Source organism: Paenibacillus sp. FSL K6-1318, from assembly GCF_037976905.1.
Taxonomy (GTDB): domain Bacteria; phylum Bacillota; class Bacilli; order Paenibacillales; family Paenibacillaceae; genus Paenibacillus; species Paenibacillus amylolyticus_A.
In genome coordinates this window covers 3801147-3822320 of sequence record NZ_CP150270.1, presented here as the reverse complement: position 1 = coordinate 3822320, position 21174 = coordinate 3801147, and the positions used below count along the sequence as shown (strand labels likewise).

The following is a 21174-nucleotide window of genomic DNA, read 5'->3' as shown; positions in this document are numbered from 1 at the left end:
GGCGTTTGTGCCATTTCGTTGTCATAGGACACGGATTGACTGTGTAGTGTAGAATTATATAATAAAAGAAGCATATCTTTGTTATTCGACAGAACCGGGTGGAGGTGGAAGCATTGGGAAGTTGAAATTGCATATGAACGGCAGAATGGCTAATATCCTACATTTTCGAAGGAGGTGGACCTATTTGCCGAAGAATGACGGCGAATAGGATGACAATTTGAGTGACCCCTTACCGAGTATATTAAATTTATTGTTAATTGGTTTACTTGTATTAATGAATGGTTTCTTTGTGTCGGCGGAATTCGCGATGGTGAAAGTTCGTGGAAGTCGGATTGAGGCTTTGGTGGAAACGGGCAACAAAAATGCAATATATGCTTCCAATATCGTACGCAATATGGACGCATATCTGTCAGCTTGCCAACTAGGTATAACGCTGGCTTCACTGGGACTTGGATGGTTGGGAGAACCGGCAATTGCACATCTGTTAGAGCCCATGTTTACCGCATTTGGACTGGGACCGGTTTACGTTCATGGAATCTCTATTGCCATTGCATTTGTAATTATAACGATCCTGCATATTGTACTGGGGGAACTTGCTCCCAAAACGATGGCAATTCGAAAATCTGAAACGATCACGTTGTGGTCTGCAGCCTTGCTAACGTTCTTCTACAAGTTAATGTACCCATTCATATGGGCACTGAACGGTATGGCTAACGGCTTGTTGAGACTATTCCGGATGGCACCAGCTTCGGAGATCGACTCCGCACATAGCGAAGATGAAATACGTATTCTGATGAAAGAAAGCAATAAGAGCGGTTTAATTGATAACACTGAATTAGCACTTGTTGATAATATATTTGATTTTACGGATACAACTGCCCGTGAAATTATGATTCCGCGGACGGAAATGATTTGTCTGAACGCCAATGAGTCCATGCTGGAAAATCTGGAGATTGCCAGTGAGAGTATGCGAACAAGGTATCCGGTGTATAACGGAGACAAGGACCATATTATCGGCTTTATTCACATTAAGGATCTGATGCGATCCCAACTTACGGATACCATCTCCGTAATCCGGCCGATCCTGGCTGTACCAGATACCACACTGATCAGTGATCTACTCAAGCGTATGCAGCGTAGCAAGACACAGATTGCGATTCTAATTGATGAATATGGGGGAACCTCCGGGCTTGTCACGCTTGAAGATATCATGGAAGAGATCGTAGGCGAGATTCAGGATGAATTCGACCAGGAACGTCCTGCCATTGAGCAAGTGGATGAGATGGAATACTCTATTGATGGATTGATGCTGATTGAAGAAGTCAGCGAACGATTTGGACTGGAGATGGATCGTGCCGATTACGATACCATCGGGGGCTGGCTATACTCCAGAGTAGATGCCATACCACCTGAGGTCGGTCAATCGGTTGAGTATGGAGGGTATGTATTTGTCATTCAAGAGACAGAGCATAAGCGGATCTCCCGAGTGAATGTGATTAAGCTGGAACTGTTAGTTGAAGAAGAAGGCGCGTAGCCAGATCAAAATTGTAACGAATGAAGCTGTATGGTGACGCAATGGTCATCGTACAGCTTCTTTGCATACTCATGATTCTTTGGGTGCATGAATGACAACATCGGCGTAACGATTTTCCGTGACAAAGCTATTTTTGATATAAATTCGCTTATAAGTGACGTAAACATTCTCTCCAGGAGCGAGATCATGCTGGATATTCAGCTTTTTTCGAGTGGATTTGGTTGTTGTCGGTGTCTTAATGGTAATGATGTCGTACATATCGACGAAAGTAACCTCGTAAGAATTGTAGTCCCCCACCTTAGTAGTGGATAGCACCGGATTTTGCTTATACTGGGTTAGGTGATCATTCACCATGCCAAATGTTACGGGTAACACATAAAACAGAAGTACCAGCGGCAGAAGGCAGAAAGTAATCCCGAAAACACGTAAAAATTTGACATGGGAGAGGGTTCGACCGCTCTGCTTGATGAAAAGAAAAGCAAGGATGGGGGAAAGTACAAGTCCCCAGATCATAAAGGGTAATACATAGCGGTCCAGACCCATGCTTATCCAGCTTTCACGGGCTGTAGCCAAAAAATATATTAAGGTCCCGAGGGTAAGCACACCCACCAAGATAAGAAGAACACGTTTGAACGAGCCGGAAACTTCGATATGTAGTTCATTCGGATTGGAGCTGTGACGATGCCTTCTGGATTTGGATTGAAGTTTACTCAAGTTATACACCTCATTTGCAAATCTCGTTTGTTAAACATGGTTCCGTACATTCATTACCCAATACATACGGAATGGAATAATTTAGGTTTCAACCATGCTGGTGATACATGCAAAGACAAAAGACGCTACCGACAGAAACATCGGAGCGTCTAATTTTTTTTTTGAAACCTGTCACCCAATCCGTCCGTTTATACCCTTACACAAAATCAAATATGGAAGCGGAGGATGGATCAATATGCGAAAAACGAATAATAAGAGTGCAACATCTATACTAAAAATAACCCTTGCAGCCTTGCTACTGGTGCCAACGATCCTTGCTGTACCTGTGACCGAAACAGCCGTTGCAAGCCCAATGATCAACGTGTCCTCCGGTGCACTTACAGCTCCACCGCCACCCGAACCATCCATCAATTCGCTTGCTACTACTCAGGAACGAGGACATATCTATCAGGCGGTCGGTGCACTCATCCCTGGGGGAGGACTTTCTGCCATCGTCAATACGAAGACCGCGACATATGTGGAAGTGAAAACTCTATCGGTAGATTACCGACTTGAGCGCTGGACAGGAACAGCATGGGTAATTTTCAAAACCAACTCCAACACTGCAACGAAAACAAACTTACTGAATGCCACATCGGATTGGACCGTTATGCCTGGATATTATTATCGCGTTACCAGTGTTCATACAGCTTATGATGGAAGTACCACGGATACAAGCAGACATGTCTCTGGCACCGTGTTATTTTGATCTCATCGGCCGGTGCTGCCTGGAAACTTCTGCTCTTGAAAATCGTTGGCAATAGCAGTCATTTCTTCTTCCGAAAGGGTGCCAAACAGACTCATATTGTTGGAACCCATCATCCACTGAAAGGAGTTATAGGGTGGGCCGATATACATCAGTGCTTCCGTGCCGTCCGCGAGCTTTACGGAGCTCATATCACGAAGCATGGCCCCTTCAATTTTTTCCCCAGGCATGACATAGACATAATCAAACTGGATGATCTCATCCTCTATGCTCTTGCCTTCACTGGTATATTGAACTCTCATTTGTGTGGACTCATAATAATCGTCTGGATTCACAGGGTTTTCAGTATCGAGCACGAGTTCAAATTTGACCTTGTTGAATCGCTCGGGAATGGCCTTGGATAACAGAAAGTCACCCATGAACCCTTCGCGTGCGATCTCTTCCGTAACAAGTACTGGACGAAGCAGGTGGCTTGATAACTCATACGAAGGTGTATTAAGAGCCTCTTCTTCTTGTACTTTAAGAATATCATCTAAGCTCGTTTCCGGTGGTGGAGGCGTTTTGGCTGTTGACGGATCAGCCCCCAGTTGGGTCGTGCGATCCTCGATGATAATGGATTTCATGCCATTGCCCCAATCCTTGATGGATTGCACAAAAGGGGATACCGCTTGCGTACCGGACGGCAGGCTGAAAATAACGGCCCCGATGGTCACGGATGCTGCTACGACAACGGAAAGTCGCAAGGTACGTATTCTTTTTTTACGTAAACCGATTCTGTTAATTTCCCTGTGCACCTTCTGCCAGGATTGCTGCATGGATTCGGTATGGGAGGCGGAAGGGGCAGAGACGGCCTGATGGAAAGCTTCATCAAAAGCCAGATCAAACGCAGCATCGAAATATTCGTCTTCCAGGTCTGAATCGAATTGCTCCACATGCTTATCGGACTTGCCTTTGCTCAATGCTTCCACCCCATTCCTTATGTAATTTCTTCTTGATACTGCCGCGGGCTCTGAACAAGCGTTGCTTCACAATGTCTTCGGAGGTATTCAGCAGCTCGGCCATCTCTCGGTAAGAGAGACCTTCTTTCCACCGTAACTCCACCAGCACACGATATTCGGGTTTGAGCTGTCCGAGATAATTTTCAATGGACTCTTGCATCATCTGCGTTTCTACCATGCTTTCCACGGAAGCTGCCGTCTGATTCATCGTCTCCATATCTATAAAAACACTATCCGTATCCACTTGGTTACGGTTATTTTTATTTTTTCTCAGATAATTAATAGCTGTGTTCCGCGTGACGACCTTGAGCCAAGCTTTCAGTTTGACCTCGTCTTCGAAAAGGGGTTTGTTTTTAATGATTTTGATAAAAGCTTCCTGAATAATATCTTCTGCAGCAGCACGCTCCTTGATGATATAAACGATAAGACCATGTACCATATTATAATATTCATAATACACTTCTTCCTGAAGTGCTGAGCCTAAATTATGGAAATCTGAGGCTAATAGTAACTGAAGCCGATTGGCCATGTTGTTCTCCTTTCTGGTGAACAATCCACAAACATTGGTATCATTACATTTTACAACATAATATGGAAACGATACAATGGGAGGTTGGTCCGAGAAAACCAGATGGGGAGAGTGCATGAAGCCTCCGGAACAGTTTGCTGAAAATTAATAAAAGGCTGTCTCGCCAACCATGAATACATGGTTGGAAGACAGCCTTTGCTACTGTTTAGTGCAAATACATTACTGGGGAGAACTCTCATCCGTAACTGTTAGAATGCCCAATCTCCCTTAAGGAAGATGGCTTCACGTTCGCCGTTTGCCGTGATACCGTAGATGTCCGTCTCGGGAGAGCCCATCATGAAGTCCACATGGGTGATGCTGGTGTTCATGCCACGGGCTGCAAGCTCCTCAGGAGACATCGTTTTTCCACCTTCGATATTGAATGCATAGGAACTGCCAATCGCTAGATGGCATGATGCATTCTCATCATACAATGTAGTGTAATACAGAATGCCACTCTCGGAGATCGGGGAATGGAAGGGAACCAAAGCGACTTCGCCAAGGTAATGTGACCCTTCATCCATGGAAATGAGTCTCTCCAGCGTATCCTGTCCTTCTTCAGCATGAAAATCAACGATACGTCCATTCTCGAATGTGAGTGAAAAACGATCAATGATACTGCCGCCATAGCTGAGTGGTTTGGTGCTGGATACCTTGCCGTTAACGCCGTGCTTGGCTGGAGCGGTGAATACTTCCTCTGTCGGGATATTGGCGACAAACGGAGTACCTTGCTCATTCACGCTACCTGCCTGCGCCCAGATATGTCCTTCTGGAAGCTCAACCGTCAGATCCGTTCCCGGGGAGAGGAAGTGCAATGCTTGATACTTCTTGCTGTTCAATGCAACGGCCTTGGTTTCCAGTCGTTCAATATGCTGTTCCCAAGCCGCTACAGGGTCCTCCAGATCAGCTCTTACCGCAGCGAAAATGGCTTCCCATAGCTGGCTAACCTGCTCAGCTGCCGGCAAATCCGGGAATACTTTGGCTGCCCAATCGGGGGAAGGACAAGCCACACCCGTCCAGCTCATTTTATCTGCTTGTTGATACTGACGGTACTTGGCCATCGCCTGACCAAATGTACGCTGATGGGTCGAGATCCGCTCCGGGTCAATACCTTTCATCAGGTCTGGGCTGGATGACAATACGGTCAGGAAGGCTGCATTATTGGCCGCCAGTTCTTCAAGCTCCGCCGCATGCCATTTCGGTGGCTCTTGGAATGATTCCTCAGGGGCCATCTCAAACCGCAATCGATTGACGGTTTCATCTCCGTATTTTACAATAACCTGCTTGGCGCCAGCTTCGTATCCTTTGCGCACCAGCAAGCGTACGAATTCAGCGGTATCAATCATCGCACTGATGACAAATACTTGCCCTGGTTGCACGTTTGCGCCTACTCTTACAGCAAGTTCAGCGTAACGATCCAGTTTTTGTTCAAAACTTAACATATGCGATCCCTCCAATAATAGAATTTTAGATCTGTTGACGCAGGAAAAGAGAGGAGTAATCTCCTCTCTTCTAATTCACATCAAACGGGATTAAAATGCCCAGTTTCCTTGCAGGAAGATCGGCTCTTCCGCGCCTTCGGAGGTCACGCCGTGGATGTTCATTTCGCCAGATCCAATCATGAAGTCTACATGAGTGAGACTGGAGTTCATGCCACGTTCAATCAACTCATCCTTGGACATCGTTTTACCACCTTCTAGACAGAAGGCATAGGCATTACCGATCGCCAAGTGGTTGGAGGCATTTTCGTCAAAGAGTGTATTGTAGAACAAAATATTCGTATCGGAAATTGGGGACTGATGTGGAACGAGGGCTACTTCACCCAGATAGTGTGCACCTTCATCCATCTCGATCAGGTTTTTGAGTGCATCCAATCCCTGCTCTGCGGTGTAATCTACGATTCGACCGTTCTCAAATGTAAGGGAGAATCCGTCAATCAGGTTGCCGCCGTAGCTCAATGGTTTCGTGCTGCGGACTGTGCCGTTAACACCCGTTTTCAGTGGAGCCGTGAATACTTCTTCCGTAGGCATATTGGCAATAAAGACATGTCCTTGCTCATTCACACTTCCACCGGATACCCAGATATGGCCTTCTGGAAGTTCGATGGTCAGGTCTGTGCCTGGAGCTGTGTAGTGGAGCTTTTTGTATTTTTTGTTGTTCAGCAGATCGGCGCGGGAATCGAGATTTTGCAAATGGGTTTTCCATTCGGCAACAGCATCCTGTTCCCCGATCCGTACTGTTTTGAAAATGACATCCCACAGGCGATCCACTTGTTGTGCTTCCGGCAGATCCGGGAACACTTTAGCTGCCCATTCAGGAGAAGGAACGGCTACGATAGACCAGCTGAATTTGTCAGCCATCTGATAAGAACGATATTTTTCGAGCGCTTTACCGCGCACTTTTTGGCTAGTAATAATCCGTTCCTGAGCTACTCCGTTCAGCAAATCCGGATTTTCAGCGATGACGTGCAGAATAGCGGCACCTTCTTCAACGAGTTCCGTCATTTCAGCTGCAAACCATTTCGGCTCAATAGAGAAGGCTTCATCAGGTGCAAGATCGTAATGAAGACGTGTAACGGTTTCGTCGCTCCAGTTTACTTTGACCAGTTTGGCACCTTTACCGTAAGCTGCTTTGACAATCAGTCGTACAAAATGCGCTGCCGAGATTGGAGCGTTAACCACGAGTGTCTGTCCAGGATGGACATTAACACCGACTTGAACAGCCAGTTCAGCATATTGCTGCAGATTCGTTTCAAAAGTATTCATGCTATTTTTTCCTCCAATGTGATAATAATATCGTAGCTTGTTGGCTATTATAGATGTTGTTCAAACACGTATTATAACCCTCATTACAACGATGTAAGGACTCAGAATGGTTCCTTCATTGAATAAGGTATACGTTGCTACGATATATATTGTACAATTAACCAATAATAATTACCAAACTAGGTTTACCAGAAATGTTGGAGACCTGCTGTAAATGAAAGATTAAAGGAGAGAATGATTGTGAATATTGAAATTATAAGTGCTGAAATGCGCCGTGAAGGTGAAAAAGGATACGTGGGAAATACCGTTTACCGCACAGAAGGCGAAAAGTCAGTATATGAGATTACCTTCATGAGCAAGAACGGAAAAGACTGGGACTATAGCTTGCATTTCACCGAGCAATCCGGAGATGAAGATGAGTTGCTTCGTATGGACGAGCTGCTTGAGAATGATGACGATCTGTACAATCAATTGCTCGATGCCGCTTTGGAGGCTTATCCGGCTTAACTGGCTGAGATATTCTTGTTCTATTGTGTCGTGTCGATGACTATACTAGACGGTGTATGCCCGAAACAGGGTGTATACCGTCTATTTTATTGGAAATGTTGAATAGATGATCCAGAAAAGGGAAGTCTACGAGATGAATGGAACCAGAGAGACAATCCGCCTAATGGGAGGTAACCGTGAATGGCATCTGACAATCTGATTACAGAAGGGTTGACGGGGCTTGAAGAAGTCGCGCCCGATATTCTCAGTCTGCGTACACTATTCGTTAATGTCGTGTTCATCGGAGAGCCAGGAAGCAGGAACTGGGTCCTCGTGGACACCGGAATGGCGAGGTTCACGGATCATATTGTTCAGGTTGCAAGCGAACGTTTTCAAGGTCCGCCATCTGCGATCATATTGACACATGGTCACTTCGACCATGTAGGAACCGTTATTGAACTGGAACAATTCTGGGGTGTACCTGTGTATGCGCACCCGCTTGAAATTCCATATTTGACGGGATTGAAAGATTACCCGCCGGCGGACCCTTCTGTAGGTGGAGGTCTAATGTCCAGATTGTCATTCGCTTATCCCAATGAGGCAATCAATCTGGATGATCGGATATTCAGTCTGCCGAAAGATCATTCCGTTCCAGGTGTATCGGGATGGGAATGGGTGCACACGCCAGGTCACACACCTGGACATGTGTCACTGTTTCGGGAAGCGGATCGTTTGCTGATTGCAGGGGACGCGATCATTACGGTGAAGCAGGAATCGCTGTGGAGTGTGTTACTTCAGGACAAACAGTTGCATGGCCCGCCGTCCTATTTCACAACCGATTGGCAGGCTGCACATCAATCTGTTCAGCATATAAGGCATCTGGAGCCGAAACTTGCCATTACTGGGCATGGGCATGCCTTGAGCGGAGATATGCTAAGTGAATCCCTCAAGCAGCTTGATCTGGACTTTGAAGAGAGCACGGTGCCGGATCACGGCAAATATGTAGATTAATTGAACCATAATAAGAATGGTGACAGAGACAGCCGCAGCCGTTTGCAGCTGTCTTTTTCATGTCTTTTTTGAGGCTCAATCATGAATTTGTTCTCTATCATAGATTGGTATTTTGTGCCCGGGCATGATATAGTCGAGCCGTATAATATAACCTTAGTATGCAGGAGGTACATATAACGATGACACAGCAAAATGCAGCATTCGAAGAACAATTTGGAGGGATTCCGGCCGTCTGGCTTCGTTTTAATCAATTTGAAGCGGCAGTTATTCCAAGCGTGGGTGCCAACCTCGTCGCTTTCCGGGATACCGAAAAGGGATTCCGTTACTTGAGAGAGCCGAATCAGGATCAGATGGATGAGTTTATGGCTGCACCTGCGGTCTATGGAATTCCAATTCTTTCTCCGCCGAACCGTTATGAGGATGGTCGCTTCCCCTGGAATGGTAAAGTCTATCAATTGCCTGTGAACGAACCGGCTACAGGTAACCATCTGCATGGATTTTTGCATGATGCTGAGTGGAAGGTTGAGGGATATGGTTCTGACCAATTGGAGAGTTATGTGCTGCTTAGCCAGGACGTGAAAGAGGGACATACATTCCATCAGTACCTGCCGTTTACGTTCACGGTAACGCTTCGTTACTCTTTGAGTAGCCAAGGACTTCAGCAGCAATTGATCGTGCGCAATAACGGTAAGGAATACATGCCTAACCTGTTTGCATTCCACACGGCGATCGCTGTACCGTTCGCACCAGACAGCCAAGCCTCGGACTACACGGCCAAAATTACGATTGGACAACGCCGTGAATTGAATGAGCGTTCGTTGCCAACGGGACAATTTCAACCGCTTACACCTGAGGAAGAACAATTGAAGAAAGACGGAGTTAGTCCGTTCTTTGCAGCTATGGATAATCATTACACCGCAGAACCTCAGAATGGGCGTAACTATATGGAACTTACGGATCATCGTACTGGAGACAAACTGGTATATGATGTGGGTACATCGTACAAGCATTGGATGATCTGGAACAATAACATGGGTGGCGAATTCTTCTGTCCTGAACCACAGATGAACCTGGTTAATGCCCCGAATGTTGAAGGCATCCCGGCGGAAGAAATCGGATTGATCGGTCTAGAGCCAGGTGAACTGTTCGAACAAACTAGCCGGTTGTATCCCATTGCGTCACAAAAATAAATTCACGCTCATTTTGCGCTACGCTTACATTTTTGTCGAAAAGGTGAAAACCTGCTCGTAAATCATGTATAATATGACGAGATACACAAGCTTTGTAGAGACCCAAACCATCTTTTTGGAGGAGGACAAGCAAGTGGAATACCGCATTGAGAGAGATACGTTAGGCGAAATGAAAGTACCAGCCGACAGGCTGTGGGGAGCTCAGACGCAGCGCAGCAAGGAGAACTTTCCGATTGGTAGTGAACATATGCCGATGGAAGTTATACGTGCCCTTGCCATTTTGAAAAAAAGTGCTGCGGCCAGTAACCATAAATTAGGTAAATTATCTGCGGCCAAGTCCGATGCCATTGCTTATGCAGCAGACGAGATTATTGCAGGCCGAATTGACGACCATTTCCCACTGGTTGTGTGGCAGACAGGAAGCGGAACACAATCCAACATGAACGTCAACGAAGTGATTGCCAATCTGGGGAACCAATTGCTGGAGCAAAAGGGCAAGGAAGAGCGTCTGCATCCGAATGATGACGTGAACATGTCCCAGAGCTCTAACGACACATTCCCAACGGCTCTGCATGTCGCAGGTGTTCTGGCTGTTGAGGATCAACTTTTGCCGGCAATTGCGGTATTGAAAGCCACTTTTGCAGACAAGTCGGATGCATTCAAGGATATTATCAAAATTGGACGTACCCATCTTCAGGATGCAACACCGATTACGCTCGGTCAGGAGATCAGTGGTTGGGAAGCCATGCTGGGCAAGAGCGAGCGCATGATTCGTGAAAGTGTGCAGTACCTGAAGGAGCTCGCGATCGGCGGTACAGCTGTCGGAACGGGCATTAATGCGCATCCGGACTTTGGAGACTTTACTGCCAAGGAGATTGGCAAGCATACAGGCAAAGATTTTGTATCTGCACCAAACAAATTCCATGCACTTACGAGTCATGATGAGGTGGTGTATGCGCACGGTGCGGTTAAAGCGCTTGCAGCTGACCTGATGAAAATCGCCAATGACGTCCGCTGGTTAGCCAGTGGCCCGCGTAGTGGATTGGGAGAAATCCGTATTCCGGAGAATGAGCCAGGCAGCTCCATTATGCCAGGTAAAGTCAACCCAACTCAGAGCGAAGCCATCACCATGGTGGTTACGCAGGTCATGGGGAATGATGCAGCAATTGGATTCGCAGCGAGTCAGGGTAATTTTGAACTGAATGTATTCAAACCGGTTATCATCTATAACTTCCTGCAATCTGTGCAACTGTTGGCGGACTCCATTATTGCGTTTAATGACAAGTGTGCTGTAGGCATCGAGCCTAACCTGGATCAGATTGAACATAATCTGAACAACTCACTTATGCTCGTTACAGCGCTCAACCCGCATATTGGATATGAGAATGCAGCCAAAATTGCAAAGCTTGCGCATAAAGAAGGCTTGTCTTTGAAACAGGCGACGTTACAAACGGGCCTGCTTACGGAAGAGCAATTTGATCAATATGTAGATCCAGCCAAAATGATCGCTCCAAAGGCCTAAAATCAGCCTAAATGAGGAATATAGATCGATGAAGATGACGACCTGCGGAAGCAGGTCGTTTTTCTAATGCAGATGGATGAACTTAAAGCTTGTCAGACTATACGTATACATATAAACTACATATGCAACAGTTTTAATGTACGTGAATGGGATTCGTATATATTTGGAGGTTTCCGCGTTGTCAAAAACGAGAAGATTTACGATACGCTCCAAAATTCTATTGGGCTATCTTGTGGTTGTAGTTTTATTTGGTGCTGTTTTGCTAGTTCTTACGGCCCAAATCAATGTGTTACAGAAGGAAAATGATTTTATCAGCCATCATGATCTGGAAGTGCATAATCTGACCAACGCGATTGAAAAAAATGTCTTGAACATGGAAACAGGACAGCGTGGATTCATGATTACAGGCAATGAAAGTTACCTGGAGCCTTATTCCCAAGGCCTCTCGCAGTGGAATACCAACTATGATCAGCTAAATGCTCTCATTAGTGACAATCCTTCACAGCAGCAGAGTCTGCAGAATATCAAATCACATATTACACGCTGGATCGAGATCGCTGGGGAACCGTCGGTAAACTTGAAAAAGCAAGGGGATCAAGCAAAGGTAATTGCTTTCTTCGAGTCTGATCCGGGTAAAACCGAAATCGATCTGCTGAGAACCCAGCTCGCGACCTTCCGCAACACCGAAATTGCGCTGACGGAAGCAAGGGTAACCGATCTTGCCGCACGCAGCTCCACATTGCTGACGATTATGTATACGCTCTGGGGTGTTATTGCAGCATTATCAATCACCGCTGCGATTGTAATCTCAGGGAATATCGTCAAAACGTTACGAGATGTCATGCACACGATCAGTGATATTTCCAAAGGTGGTAACCTGAAACAGCGAATTCAGGTGCGAACACGTGATGAAGTGGGTGATCTGGGGAATGAAACGAACAAGTTGCTGGATGAAGTCCAGGAACAGAATCGGATCAAGGACCAAATCACGGGTATTGCCACACTTTTGCAGAACCCAACTACGCTGGAGGGATTGTCACGCTTGTTCCTAAACGAGCTTGCCATGCTGTTTGAAGTTCCTTATAGCGTCTTGTATTACTGGAAAGATAATCGACTGCTGCGTGTGGCTGCATATGCTGCGGATGGAGAGAAAGAACGTTCACTCGGTAAAGTGTCGCTTGCCCCGGGTGAGGGGCTTGTAGGTCAAAGTGCTGTCGAGAAGCGAGTCTTGCGCATGAATGATCTGCCCCAAAATTATATTCGAATCTCTTCGGGTCTTGGGTATGCATCGGCCACATCACTTACCGTAGTACCGGTCCTCTTCGAAGGCAGAACGATTGCGGTAATCGAGCTTGCTTCAATGAAGCCGCTGCAGGAGAGTGACATGAAGCTCATGCAAGAACTGACAGAGATTTTCGGTGTTTCACTACACTCCACCGTCACTCGTATGGAGTTACAACAACTATATGATGAATCACAAGTTCTGAATGAAGAATTACAGGCGCAATCGGAGAAACTTCAGGCTCAGACCGAAGAAATGCTGTCTCAAACGGAGGAACTGCAGATGCAGACCGAAGAGCTTCATATGCTGAACGATCGTCTGGAAGTACAGAAGAGCGCTGCAGAGACATCAGCCAATGAACTTTCGGTTGTGGCAGATCAGTTACGAACGAGCTCGGGGTACAAATCCGAATTCTTGGCGAACATGTCCCATGAACTGCGGACACCGCTCAACAGCATGTTGATTTTATCTGAAATATTGTCTGAGAATAAAAATCAACACCTGAATAGTGAAGAGCAAAACTATGCTTCAGTCATTCACAAATCAGGTAAAGACCTGCTGAACCTGATCAATGATATTCTGGATCTATCCAAGGTGGAAGCCGGACAGATGGAAGTGGATTTCGATGATGTCTATCTGGGCAGTGTTCCTGAAGTCATGAACCAGTATTTCCTGAAAACGGCGGAACAGAAAAAAATAGATTTCCGTATTCAGCTCCAAAGTCCTTTGCCGGAAACGATCGTGACGGATGAAATGAGATTGCATCAGATTCTCCGAAATCTGCTCTCGAACGCATTCAAATTCACCAGTGAGGGTGAAGTAGCCTTAACCATCTCCAGAATGAGTCTGGCGAACCCAGAAGCGAACGGCCAAGAGACCGACGTGATTGCTTTCTCCGTCAGTGATACAGGGATCGGGATTGCAGATGACAAACTCGTGCAGATCTTCGATGCATTCAAACAGGCAGACGGAGCTACAGCACGTAAATACGGGGGGACTGGGCTGGGCTTGTCCATCTCTCAATCGCTTGCGACCCTGCTGGGTGGTTCAATCTCGGCAACAAGCCGCGAAGGACATGGCAGTGTGTTCACGCTGTTCCTGCCGCTGCGAAGAGATGAACCTGAGACGATGCAAGCATCTAGGCTGTTCCTGAATGAGGTGGCTAGTACCACACCAGAGATTAACAAACTTCCTTCATTGACCGCAGCTCCATCGGACGTGTTATTAACACCTCTGGAAGAAGCGTTGCTCAGCGGACGCCAAGTACTTGTCGTTGATGATGATATACGTAATGTATATGCCCTGGCTAACGCCCTTGAGCAATACGGTATGAATGTCATTTCAGCGCAGAACGGGTACGAGTGTCTGGAATTGTTGGAGCGTGGAGGAGTTAAACCTGATATCATCATGATGGATATCATGATGCCTGAACTGGATGGCTACGAGACAACTCGCCAGATCCGTGAACGACTTGGTCTGACTCAGCTTCCGATTATTGCGCTGACTGCCAAGGCCATGAAAGAGGATCGGGAGAAATGTATTGCAGCAGGTGCTTCGGACTATCTCAGCAAACCGCTGAATATCAAAGAAGTATTATCACGTATGAAGTTATGGATGAATCACGAAACATTAGAAATCTGATCTGAAAACCTATGCCGATTACAGGAGAGTGCGCTGTAATTAGGTCATAGGTTTTATTTTTTTGCCGTGTAAGCTTTATTCCGGAATTTGATGTTATAATACTTAACAACAAACCGAGTTAAATGGATGAATATATATTTAATTAGAAATATAATCCAGAATGAAGATGTAGGAACGAGAATAACACATTTATGTGTTATATATATGGGAGGTAGTGTCCATGCAACTTACGGTCAAAGAGGCTTTACAAGTATACCCGTTGTCAGAGGCCAAACTGGTTGCGGGTGGAGAAGGGACTTCACGGATGATGAAATCCGTTAATGTCATGGACGCTCCTGATATCGCGGATTGGATCAAATCCGGAGAAATGTTGTTCACCACCGCTTTTATTATGAAAGACAGCGAGACGGATGCACTGCGTTTGATGCGGCGCTTGAATGAACGTGGCTGTGCAGGACTCGGCATCAAGCTGGGGCGTTTCTGGCAGTCCATTCCCCAAGGTATTGTCGAGGAAGCCGATCGACTTCGTTTGCCGCTGCTTGAACTTCCTTTTCAATTCACCTTCTCCGACCAGATGAATGCCTTGTTCAAGGCTGAACATGAACGCAGTAATCGATTGCTGCATGAGGTCGTGCAGAAGCAGAAGAAATTAATGCAGTTTGCGCTGCAACAGCAGCCACACCGGAATGTGTTTGCAGAACTAGCCACGGTACTGAACTATCCGCTTGCAGTCATTGGTTCTCGTGGGCATGTGCTCTATGGCAGTGAAGGCATTGCGGGAAATGCGGTAACACAGGGCTGGCCTTGGAAATCCGTCATGCATAGAGTGAAATGGAATCAGGGAAGCTGTCACCGCGTACCGATTAAGCAAAATGATGAAGAATACGGGTCGTTGCTTGTGTTTACGGATTCCGCTTTGTCGCTTCGGGCAGAGGAAGAGCTGTTCCAACAGGCTGCCGATGTACTGGCATTCTATATGGATATGACCTATCGTGAGCATATTAATCCGACCGTACAAGATGAGATGCGTACATTGCTTTCACAGTATCTGGATAACAAAATGACTGTTCAGGAATTGACCACTTTGAGTGAAAACAAAGGTGTACATCTGTTCCAGGGAACCTATCAGTGCGTGCTGATCACGCTTGAGCCGACTCTGTTTGCCGAGGGTAAGCTGCTGAAACAGATTCATCGTGAGTTGCAATACAATCCGCTTATGCAGTTCACGGCCTCGCAGCATTTTCAGATCGAAGATGGCATTCTGTCCATCTATACCTGTCCAACAGGGCGAGATTACGGAGAGGAGCTGTCAGGTTTTCTGTTGAACCGGTTCGGTGACGTTCTGGCAGCACAAGAAGCGAAAGGAGCACCGGCTCCGCGATTCTGGATCAGCAAAATGAAGCATGAGCCCAAATCGCTCCGTGAAGCGTACCAGGAGTGTTTGGATACTCGACAATTGGCTCGTCGGTTCGGCATGAAAGACCGTGCGCTGCAATTTGAAATGCTTGAATTTGCCTACGTTTTTCAACATGTACCGGATAACATCATGGAGAACTACTGCAACAAAGTGCTTGAACCGTTACTTGCCAGGGATGGTGATCCCAATCAGGTGCTGATGAATACATTGGAGTCCTTTATCGAGAATGACGGACTGATCAATGAAGCTGCCAAGCAGCTGTTTGTGCACCGGAACACGGTCACCTATCGGATGGAGAAAGTCGGCAGCTTGCTGCAAATGGACTTTAAAAAGACCAATGATCTGCTTAAGTTAAAGCTGGTATTCACCTTCCGCAAGTTTGTGCGGGACAAAGCAGCTGCAAGACCGCAAAATGTTCAACTCTAGAGCGCAAATTGTGCAACATGACAATACTACCGGGCCAGACCCCAAGAACCGCATTCCCTTGATGGAGTGCGGTTTCTTTGTGTTGGAGGATAACGAAAGCTGATTTTCCCGTGCACAGCAAACAAATCACAACTCTGATGTTATGTTATATTACAAAATTGCGTAAATATTGTTGTCGCGGCATTGAACGACACTTAGAATTAAGAACAATAATCTACAACAGACCGGAGGTTCTAACATGAGCGACTTAATTAAACTTGTTAACAACTGGTCTATCACGCAGTTCGTGCATACGTTTGGCGGCTTATTCGAGGAATCACCATGGGTGGCTGAGCGTTCCGGGCTTTCACGACCTTTCGATTCATTTGAACAGATGATGAATGTGATGAAGAACGTGGTTCAATCATCGAATGACCAGGTGAAATTGCAACTGCTTCGAAATCACCCGGATCTTGGAGCGCGAATTAGCATGAGCAGCAACTCCGTTCAGGAGCAGGCTGGTGCAGGGCTTGATTCACTGTCACAGGAGCAATACAACGAACTTCAACAATTGAACAAAGCATATACAAGCCAATTTGGCTTTCCATTCATATTGGCCGTGAAAGGCCATACCGCAAGCTCGATCCTCGAATCCATGAGGCAACGTCATCGCCGAGGCAGGGAAGAAGAATTCGAGACTGCTTTGAAGGAGGTATTCAAAATTGCGGGCATTCGCTTGGGGCAATGGCTCGCACAGATCGGTCATGAACATGAGTTTGTAAGCAAGCCAGCCGCTGTACAGCAGCGGACCATGTATTACGGCAAAGGCGATGTGTGGATGTACCGTTCCTACGCCAAGCCGTTGACGGGTATACAGTCCATTCCGGAATCTCCGTTTATGGGACGCAGCAATATTCTGTTTGGATTGAACATTAAGGTCGCTGTGCAGGGCGATGAATTCTTGCCTTCTTTTGCAGAAGGGGATAATTCGCTGGTGGTGGCAACCGATTCGATGAAGAATTTCATTCTTAGACATGCAGCGGATTACACAGGGGCGACGGTGGAAGGGTTTCTTGCGTTGGTAAGTCGGCGTTTCCTGGAGACGTATCCGCAGATGAGCAAGGTTCAGATGACAGCGGACCAGATTCCTTTTGAAGATATACCGATTGGATTGGAAGGAAGTTATCGACCGAGTGCGCTCGTATTTCGTTATTCGCAGAATGATCGTGCGACAGCTGCCGTGGAAGCAGAACGAACAGGAAACTCAATTGAACTAAGCAACCATTTCAGTGGTGTAGCCGATCTCAGACTGATCAAGGTCAAAGGCAGTGAATTTGCCGGCTTTATGCAGGATGAATATACGACTCTTCCAGAGACATGGGATCGACCGCTGTTTATTTTTCTGAATATTAATTGGCGTTATGAGGACCCGAGAGACGGTATAGATGATCAGCGTGGACGGTATGTAGCGGCGGAACAGGTCAGGGATTTGGCTGCGGCGGTATTTCATGAGTGTCGCTCTGCATCCATTCAACATCTGATCTACCAGATTGGACGAAGGTTGTTAAGTCGATTTGAGCAACTGAGTGAGGTTTCATTTGAATCCAACAATCGGACCTGGGAGACGGTGCTGGAGGAAGTGAAAGAGGGGGAAGGCAAAGTGTTTACCGAGCCGAGACCGCCATATGGATTCCAGGGTTTCTCGATGACTAGGGATGATCTGGGAACAGACGGCCGTGAGTCCGGGAAAGCAGGTGATGTCTAATGTCGATGTCTGAAGGACGAATTACAACACATGTGCTGGATACATCCAAAGGCGTGCCTGCTGCAGGTGTTCGGATCGAGCTGTATACCTTGAAAAGGGATGGAGAGCAGGAAAGCAAGACAAAAGTTGCGGAGTCGGTGACAAATGCGGATGGACGTTTGGATACACCACTGCTGGATGGCGGCAAGCTGGAGCAAGCGATATATGAGCTTCAATTCCATGTCGAGAGTTATTACGCACAGCGTTCATTGGAGAAGCTGGGGCAGGCGCTATGGACAATTGTTCCGATTCGTTTTGCGGTATCTGATGCCTCAAGCCATTACCACATTCCATTATTGATTGCTCCAGGAGGTTACAGTACATACCGGGGAAGCTGAATATGCACACATCCGGTTCTGATTCAGGGGGAGGGTCGTCCATATGACAACATTTGATACCATCATCCGGGGGGCCCGGGTGGTGCTGAAAGATCGGGTAGAGCAACTGGATATTGGCATTACTGGTGAAAAAATAACAGACATTTCCACACGGCTGGCCGCTGGCGAAGCGACTAGGCTTATAGAAGCTGAAGGCCTTACGGTGATGCCGGGCGTAGTGGACATTCATGTACACTTCAATGAACCCGGACTCGCCAGTTGGGAGGGGTTCCGGTCTGGATCGGCATCCCTTGCCGCAGGGGGAATCACAACCTATGTCGATATGCCGCTTAACGGCGTACCGCCAACTACAAGGACGGAAGCATGGGAGATGAAAAAGAAAGCAGCCGTAAACCAATCGTATGTTGATTATGCCTTCTGGGGAGGCTTGGTTCCCGGCAATCGTGAGGAACTGGCTCCACTGTCACGGTTGGGTGCTGCCGGATTCAAGGCATTTATGTCCGAGCCGGGTGGAGAAGGGGAAGATATCTTTGCCAGAGCCGATGACCATACGCTACTGGACGGGATGCATGAAATTGCAAAATTAAACCGGGTGCTGGCACTTCATGCAGAGGACGAAGGCATGGTTGCTGAACTCGGCGCGAAAAGCATTGCGGAGGGAAAGACTGGACCAATGGACTATGTCGGGTCCCGTCCTGTTGAAGCCGAAGTCGTCGCGGTTGCCCGGGCGTTGAAGTATGGTGAACAGACCGGTTGTGCGCTTCATTTTGTGCATATCAGCACCCGGGAAGCACTGGATCTGATTGCAGAAGCCAAACGGCGTGGGCAGGATGTCACTTCGGAGACATGCCCTCACTATCTGACGCTGATTGATCAGGATGTGGTTCGATTAGGTGCTGTAGCAAAATGCGCTCCACCGCTTCGCAGCACATCTGAGCAGGAGCAGTTATGGGATGCACTGACGTCCGGATTAATTGATGTTATTGCTTCGGACCATTCTCCATGCCCGCCATCCATGAAACAATCCGATAACTTTTTTGAAATCTGGGGCGGTATATCCGGAGCGCAAAGCACACTGCTGATCATGCTGGAGGACGGACATCTTCAGCGTAATATCGACCTCCCGTTGCTCGGAAGAGTGCTCTCCCTGCAACCTGCCAGAAGGCTTGGTCTGGAGAGCAAAGGAGAGATTGCAATTGGCATGGATGCCGATCTCGTCATGATTGACTGGGAGAAAAGCACAACCCTGAACACGGAGGATCTGCTCTATACACATCAACAGAGCCCTTATGTGGGACGTACATTTAACTGTCGCATTGCAGATGTATTCTGTCGTGGACAACGGGTATATAACTCGGAATCCGGATTATCTCCTGAACCTATTGGGCGGCACATTGCAGCCCACTCCTCTAGTCCCATTGAGGCGAGAACGGGGGAGACGCCATGACAGAATCTGGAGTATACCGGTCATCCGGTACGAATAATCCACCTATTCCTTTGCCGAATGTGGAACAGGTGGAGCTGCAAGCCATGCTTGACTGGCTGTCGACATATGGTGCTGATGCACAGGGTGGCGTTACACGACTGTTGTATGACTCGGCTTGGTGTGAAGCACAGGGTGCCCTTGCAGCCAAAATGCAGGAGAAAGGGCTGCCTCCCGAATTTGACCAGTCCGGTAATCTGTATGGAACACTCAAAGCCGAGGGTGAGGAATCAACAACTGGTGCAGAGGTATTACCAATTGTGACCGGTTCACATATTGATTCTGTCGTGTATGGTGGCAAGTATGATGGTGCTTACGGTGTGGTAGCGGGAGTCCTGGCATTGGAGTATTTACAGAAGCATTTCGGAGCACCGAAGCGCACACTTCAAGTGGTATCGCTATGTGAAGAAGAGGGGAGTCGCTTTCCTTTCGCGTATTGGGGTTCACGCAGTATAACAGGCATAACGGCTCTGGAAGACGTAGAGCATTTGAAGGATCAAGACGGCGTTACATTTGCACAAGCGATCCGGGATGCGGGCTTTGGACCTGATAGTGTATATAGACCTGCTACTAAAAATTATGGTGCCTTTATAGAGCTTCACATTGAGCAAGGTCAGGTTTTGGAACGTCTCGGACATTCGATTGGAGTCGTATCCGACATTGTAGGTCAGAAGCGGTTCAGTATTACCGTCAGCGGAGAAGCAAATCACGCGGGAACGACGCCGATGTCCTGGCGCAAGGACGCACTTGCCGGAGCAGCCGAGATGATTGCTGCGGTAAGGAATATCGCATTGGAAGTAGGAGAACCGCTGGTAGCCACGGTTGGGCGAATCACAGCCGATCCGGGTGTTGGGAACGTGGTTGCTGCCCGGGCGGTGTTTTCACTGGATATCCGCCATATCCGGCAGGAGAGTATTGATCGCTGCTGGCAGGATATGCTTCAGGCTTTTAGTCGTATCGCAGCCGAGCAGCAGCTCGGACTGGACTGGGAAGAACATCTGTCGGTGACGCCCATTCCTATGAATGCAGAGATGATCGCAGACATTCAAGATATCTGTGAGCAGGAGCAATTGTCCTATTGGCCAATGCCAAGTGGGGCGGGACATGATTCGCAGATTTTTCAGCCGGCTTGTCCGACGGCCATGATCTTTGTGCCGAGCCAGGACGGTATTAGTCATAATCCACTTGAATATACAGCTGAAGCAGACTTGATGCACGGTTTTCAGGTTCTGGTCCGGCTACTCTATAAATACGGTTACGGGAGTTGAATG

17 protein-coding genes are annotated in these 21174 nt (G+C 47.3%); 12 read left to right on the top strand and 5 right to left on the bottom strand.

The genetic code is table 11. The features are described 5' to 3' along the window. Positions 1-217: 217 nt before the first annotated feature. Positions 218-1534, top strand: a complete 1317-nt coding sequence (locus NYE45_RS16685; protein ID WP_340013264.1) for a hemolysin family protein — start codon at positions 218-220, stop codon at positions 1532-1534. Between the two features lie 69 nt (positions 1535-1603). Here NYE45_RS16685 and NYE45_RS16680 read toward each other — a convergent pair whose 3' ends face one another. Next, positions 1604-2248, bottom strand: a complete 645-nt coding sequence (locus tag NYE45_RS16680) for a hypothetical protein (RefSeq protein ID WP_340013262.1) — start codon at positions 2246-2248, stop codon at positions 1604-1606. Between the two features lie 235 nt (positions 2249-2483). Here NYE45_RS16680 and NYE45_RS16675 point away from each other — a divergent pair, with 235 nt between their 5' ends. Further along, entirely contained in the window at positions 2484-2996 is a 513-nt protein-coding gene (locus tag NYE45_RS16675) for a hypothetical protein (protein WP_340013260.1), read from the top strand. A gap of 2 nt (positions 2997-2998) precedes the next feature. Here the strand turns inward: NYE45_RS16675 and NYE45_RS16670 are convergent, their stop codons facing one another. The 4 genes from NYE45_RS16670 to NYE45_RS16655 all read right to left on the bottom strand — a co-directional run bounded on the left by NYE45_RS16670 (position 2999) and on the right by NYE45_RS16655 (position 7324). Continuing rightward, the gene (locus NYE45_RS16670) at positions 2999-3952 is read right to left on the bottom strand and encodes a hypothetical protein (RefSeq protein ID WP_340013259.1); all 954 of its coding nucleotides are present in this window, start codon (positions 3950-3952) and stop codon (positions 2999-3001) included. Next, on the bottom strand, positions 3930-4520 hold the full coding sequence (locus tag NYE45_RS16665; protein ID WP_340013258.1) for a sigma-70 family RNA polymerase sigma factor: 591 nt from the start codon (positions 4518-4520) through the stop codon (positions 3930-3932). Before NYE45_RS16665 ends, NYE45_RS16670 begins: the two co-directional genes overlap by 23 nt. A 248-nt stretch (positions 4521-4768) precedes the next feature. After that, entirely contained in the window at positions 4769-6001 is a 1233-nt protein-coding gene (locus NYE45_RS16660; protein WP_340013257.1) for an aminopeptidase, read from the bottom strand. A gap of 90 nt (positions 6002-6091) precedes the next feature. Next, complete coding sequence (locus NYE45_RS16655) at positions 6092-7324, bottom strand: aminopeptidase (RefSeq protein ID WP_340013256.1); 1233 nt, start codon at positions 7322-7324, stop codon at positions 6092-6094. Positions 7325-7564: 240 nt separating this feature from the next. Here NYE45_RS16655 and NYE45_RS16650 point away from each other — a divergent pair, with 240 nt between their 5' ends. From NYE45_RS16650 to NYE45_RS16605, 10 genes are all read left to right on the top strand, one after another. Next, positions 7565-7831 (top strand): hypothetical protein, encoded by a 267-nt coding sequence (locus tag NYE45_RS16650; RefSeq protein WP_082762783.1) that lies wholly within the window; start codon positions 7565-7567, stop codon positions 7829-7831. A gap of 180 nt (positions 7832-8011) precedes the next feature. Next, entirely contained in the window at positions 8012-8821 is an 810-nt protein-coding gene (locus NYE45_RS16645; RefSeq protein ID WP_062834815.1) for an MBL fold metallo-hydrolase, read from the top strand. 179 nt (positions 8822-9000) lie between these two features. Further along, positions 9001-10011 (top strand): aldose 1-epimerase, encoded by a 1011-nt coding sequence (locus tag NYE45_RS16640; RefSeq protein ID WP_340013253.1) that lies wholly within the window; start codon positions 9001-9003, stop codon positions 10009-10011. A 133-nt stretch (positions 10012-10144) separates the two neighbouring features. Next, entirely contained in the window at positions 10145-11533 is a 1389-nt protein-coding gene (gene fumC, locus NYE45_RS16635) for a class II fumarate hydratase (RefSeq protein WP_076250332.1), read from the top strand. A gap of 178 nt (positions 11534-11711) precedes the next feature. Then, positions 11712-14456, top strand: coding sequence for a CHASE3 domain-containing protein (locus NYE45_RS16630; protein ID WP_340013252.1), 2745 nt, complete (start codon positions 11712-11714; stop codon positions 14454-14456). 220 nt (positions 14457-14676) lie between these two features. Continuing rightward, on the top strand, positions 14677-16299 hold the full coding sequence (locus tag NYE45_RS16625) for a PucR family transcriptional regulator ligand-binding domain-containing protein (RefSeq protein WP_340013251.1): 1623 nt from the start codon (positions 14677-14679) through the stop codon (positions 16297-16299). Positions 16300-16537: 238 nt separating this feature from the next. Beyond that, positions 16538-18043, top strand: a complete 1506-nt coding sequence (gene pucL / locus NYE45_RS16620; protein ID WP_340013250.1) for a factor-independent urate hydroxylase — start codon at positions 16538-16540, stop codon at positions 18041-18043. Beyond that, a complete protein-coding gene (gene uraH, locus NYE45_RS16615; protein ID WP_340013249.1) occupies positions 18043-18420 on the top strand; it encodes a hydroxyisourate hydrolase in 378 nt (125 codons plus the stop codon). Before pucL ends, uraH begins: the two co-directional genes overlap by 1 nt. Before the next feature lie 43 nt (positions 18421-18463). Further along, on the top strand, positions 18464-19867 hold the full coding sequence (gene allB, locus NYE45_RS16610; RefSeq protein WP_340013248.1) for an allantoinase AllB: 1404 nt from the start codon (positions 18464-18466) through the stop codon (positions 19865-19867). After that, positions 19864-21171: a Zn-dependent hydrolase gene (locus tag NYE45_RS16605; RefSeq protein WP_340013246.1), complete on the top strand. Its 1308-nt coding sequence runs from the start codon at positions 19864-19866 to the stop codon at positions 21169-21171. The genes allB and NYE45_RS16605 overlap by 4 nt, the downstream gene beginning before the upstream one ends. Positions 21172-21174: the final 3 nt, after the last annotated feature.

Excerpts from the sequence above, each read along its gene's own strand:
- NYE45_RS16675 (WP_340013260.1), top strand. The coding sequence starts at position 2,484 with ATGCGAAAAACGAATAATAAGAGTGCAACATCTATACTAAAAATAACC.
- NYE45_RS16665 (WP_340013258.1), bottom strand. The coding sequence starts at position 4,520 with ATGGCCAATCGGCTTCAGTTACTATTAGCCTCAGATTTCCATAATTTA.
- NYE45_RS16660 (WP_340013257.1), bottom strand. The coding sequence starts at position 6,001 with ATGTTAAGTTTTGAACAAAAACTGGATCGTTACGCTGAACTTGCTGTA.
- NYE45_RS16655 (WP_340013256.1), bottom strand. The coding sequence starts at position 7,324 with ATGAATACTTTTGAAACGAATCTGCAGCAATATGCTGAACTGGCTGTT.
- NYE45_RS16645 (WP_062834815.1), top strand. The coding sequence starts at position 8,012 with ATGGCATCTGACAATCTGATTACAGAAGGGTTGACGGGGCTTGAAGAA.
- NYE45_RS16640 (WP_340013253.1), top strand. The coding sequence starts at position 9,001 with ATGACACAGCAAAATGCAGCATTCGAAGAACAATTTGGAGGGATTCCG.
- NYE45_RS16625 (WP_340013251.1), top strand. The coding sequence starts at position 14,677 with ATGCAACTTACGGTCAAAGAGGCTTTACAAGTATACCCGTTGTCAGAG.
- pucL (WP_340013250.1), top strand. The coding sequence starts at position 16,538 with ATGAGCGACTTAATTAAACTTGTTAACAACTGGTCTATCACGCAGTTC.
- uraH (WP_340013249.1), top strand. The coding sequence starts at position 18,043 with ATGTCGATGTCTGAAGGACGAATTACAACACATGTGCTGGATACATCC.
- allB (WP_340013248.1), top strand. The coding sequence starts at position 18,464 with ATGACAACATTTGATACCATCATCCGGGGGGCCCGGGTGGTGCTGAAA.
- NYE45_RS16605 (WP_340013246.1), top strand. The coding sequence starts at position 19,864 with ATGACAGAATCTGGAGTATACCGGTCATCCGGTACGAATAATCCACCT.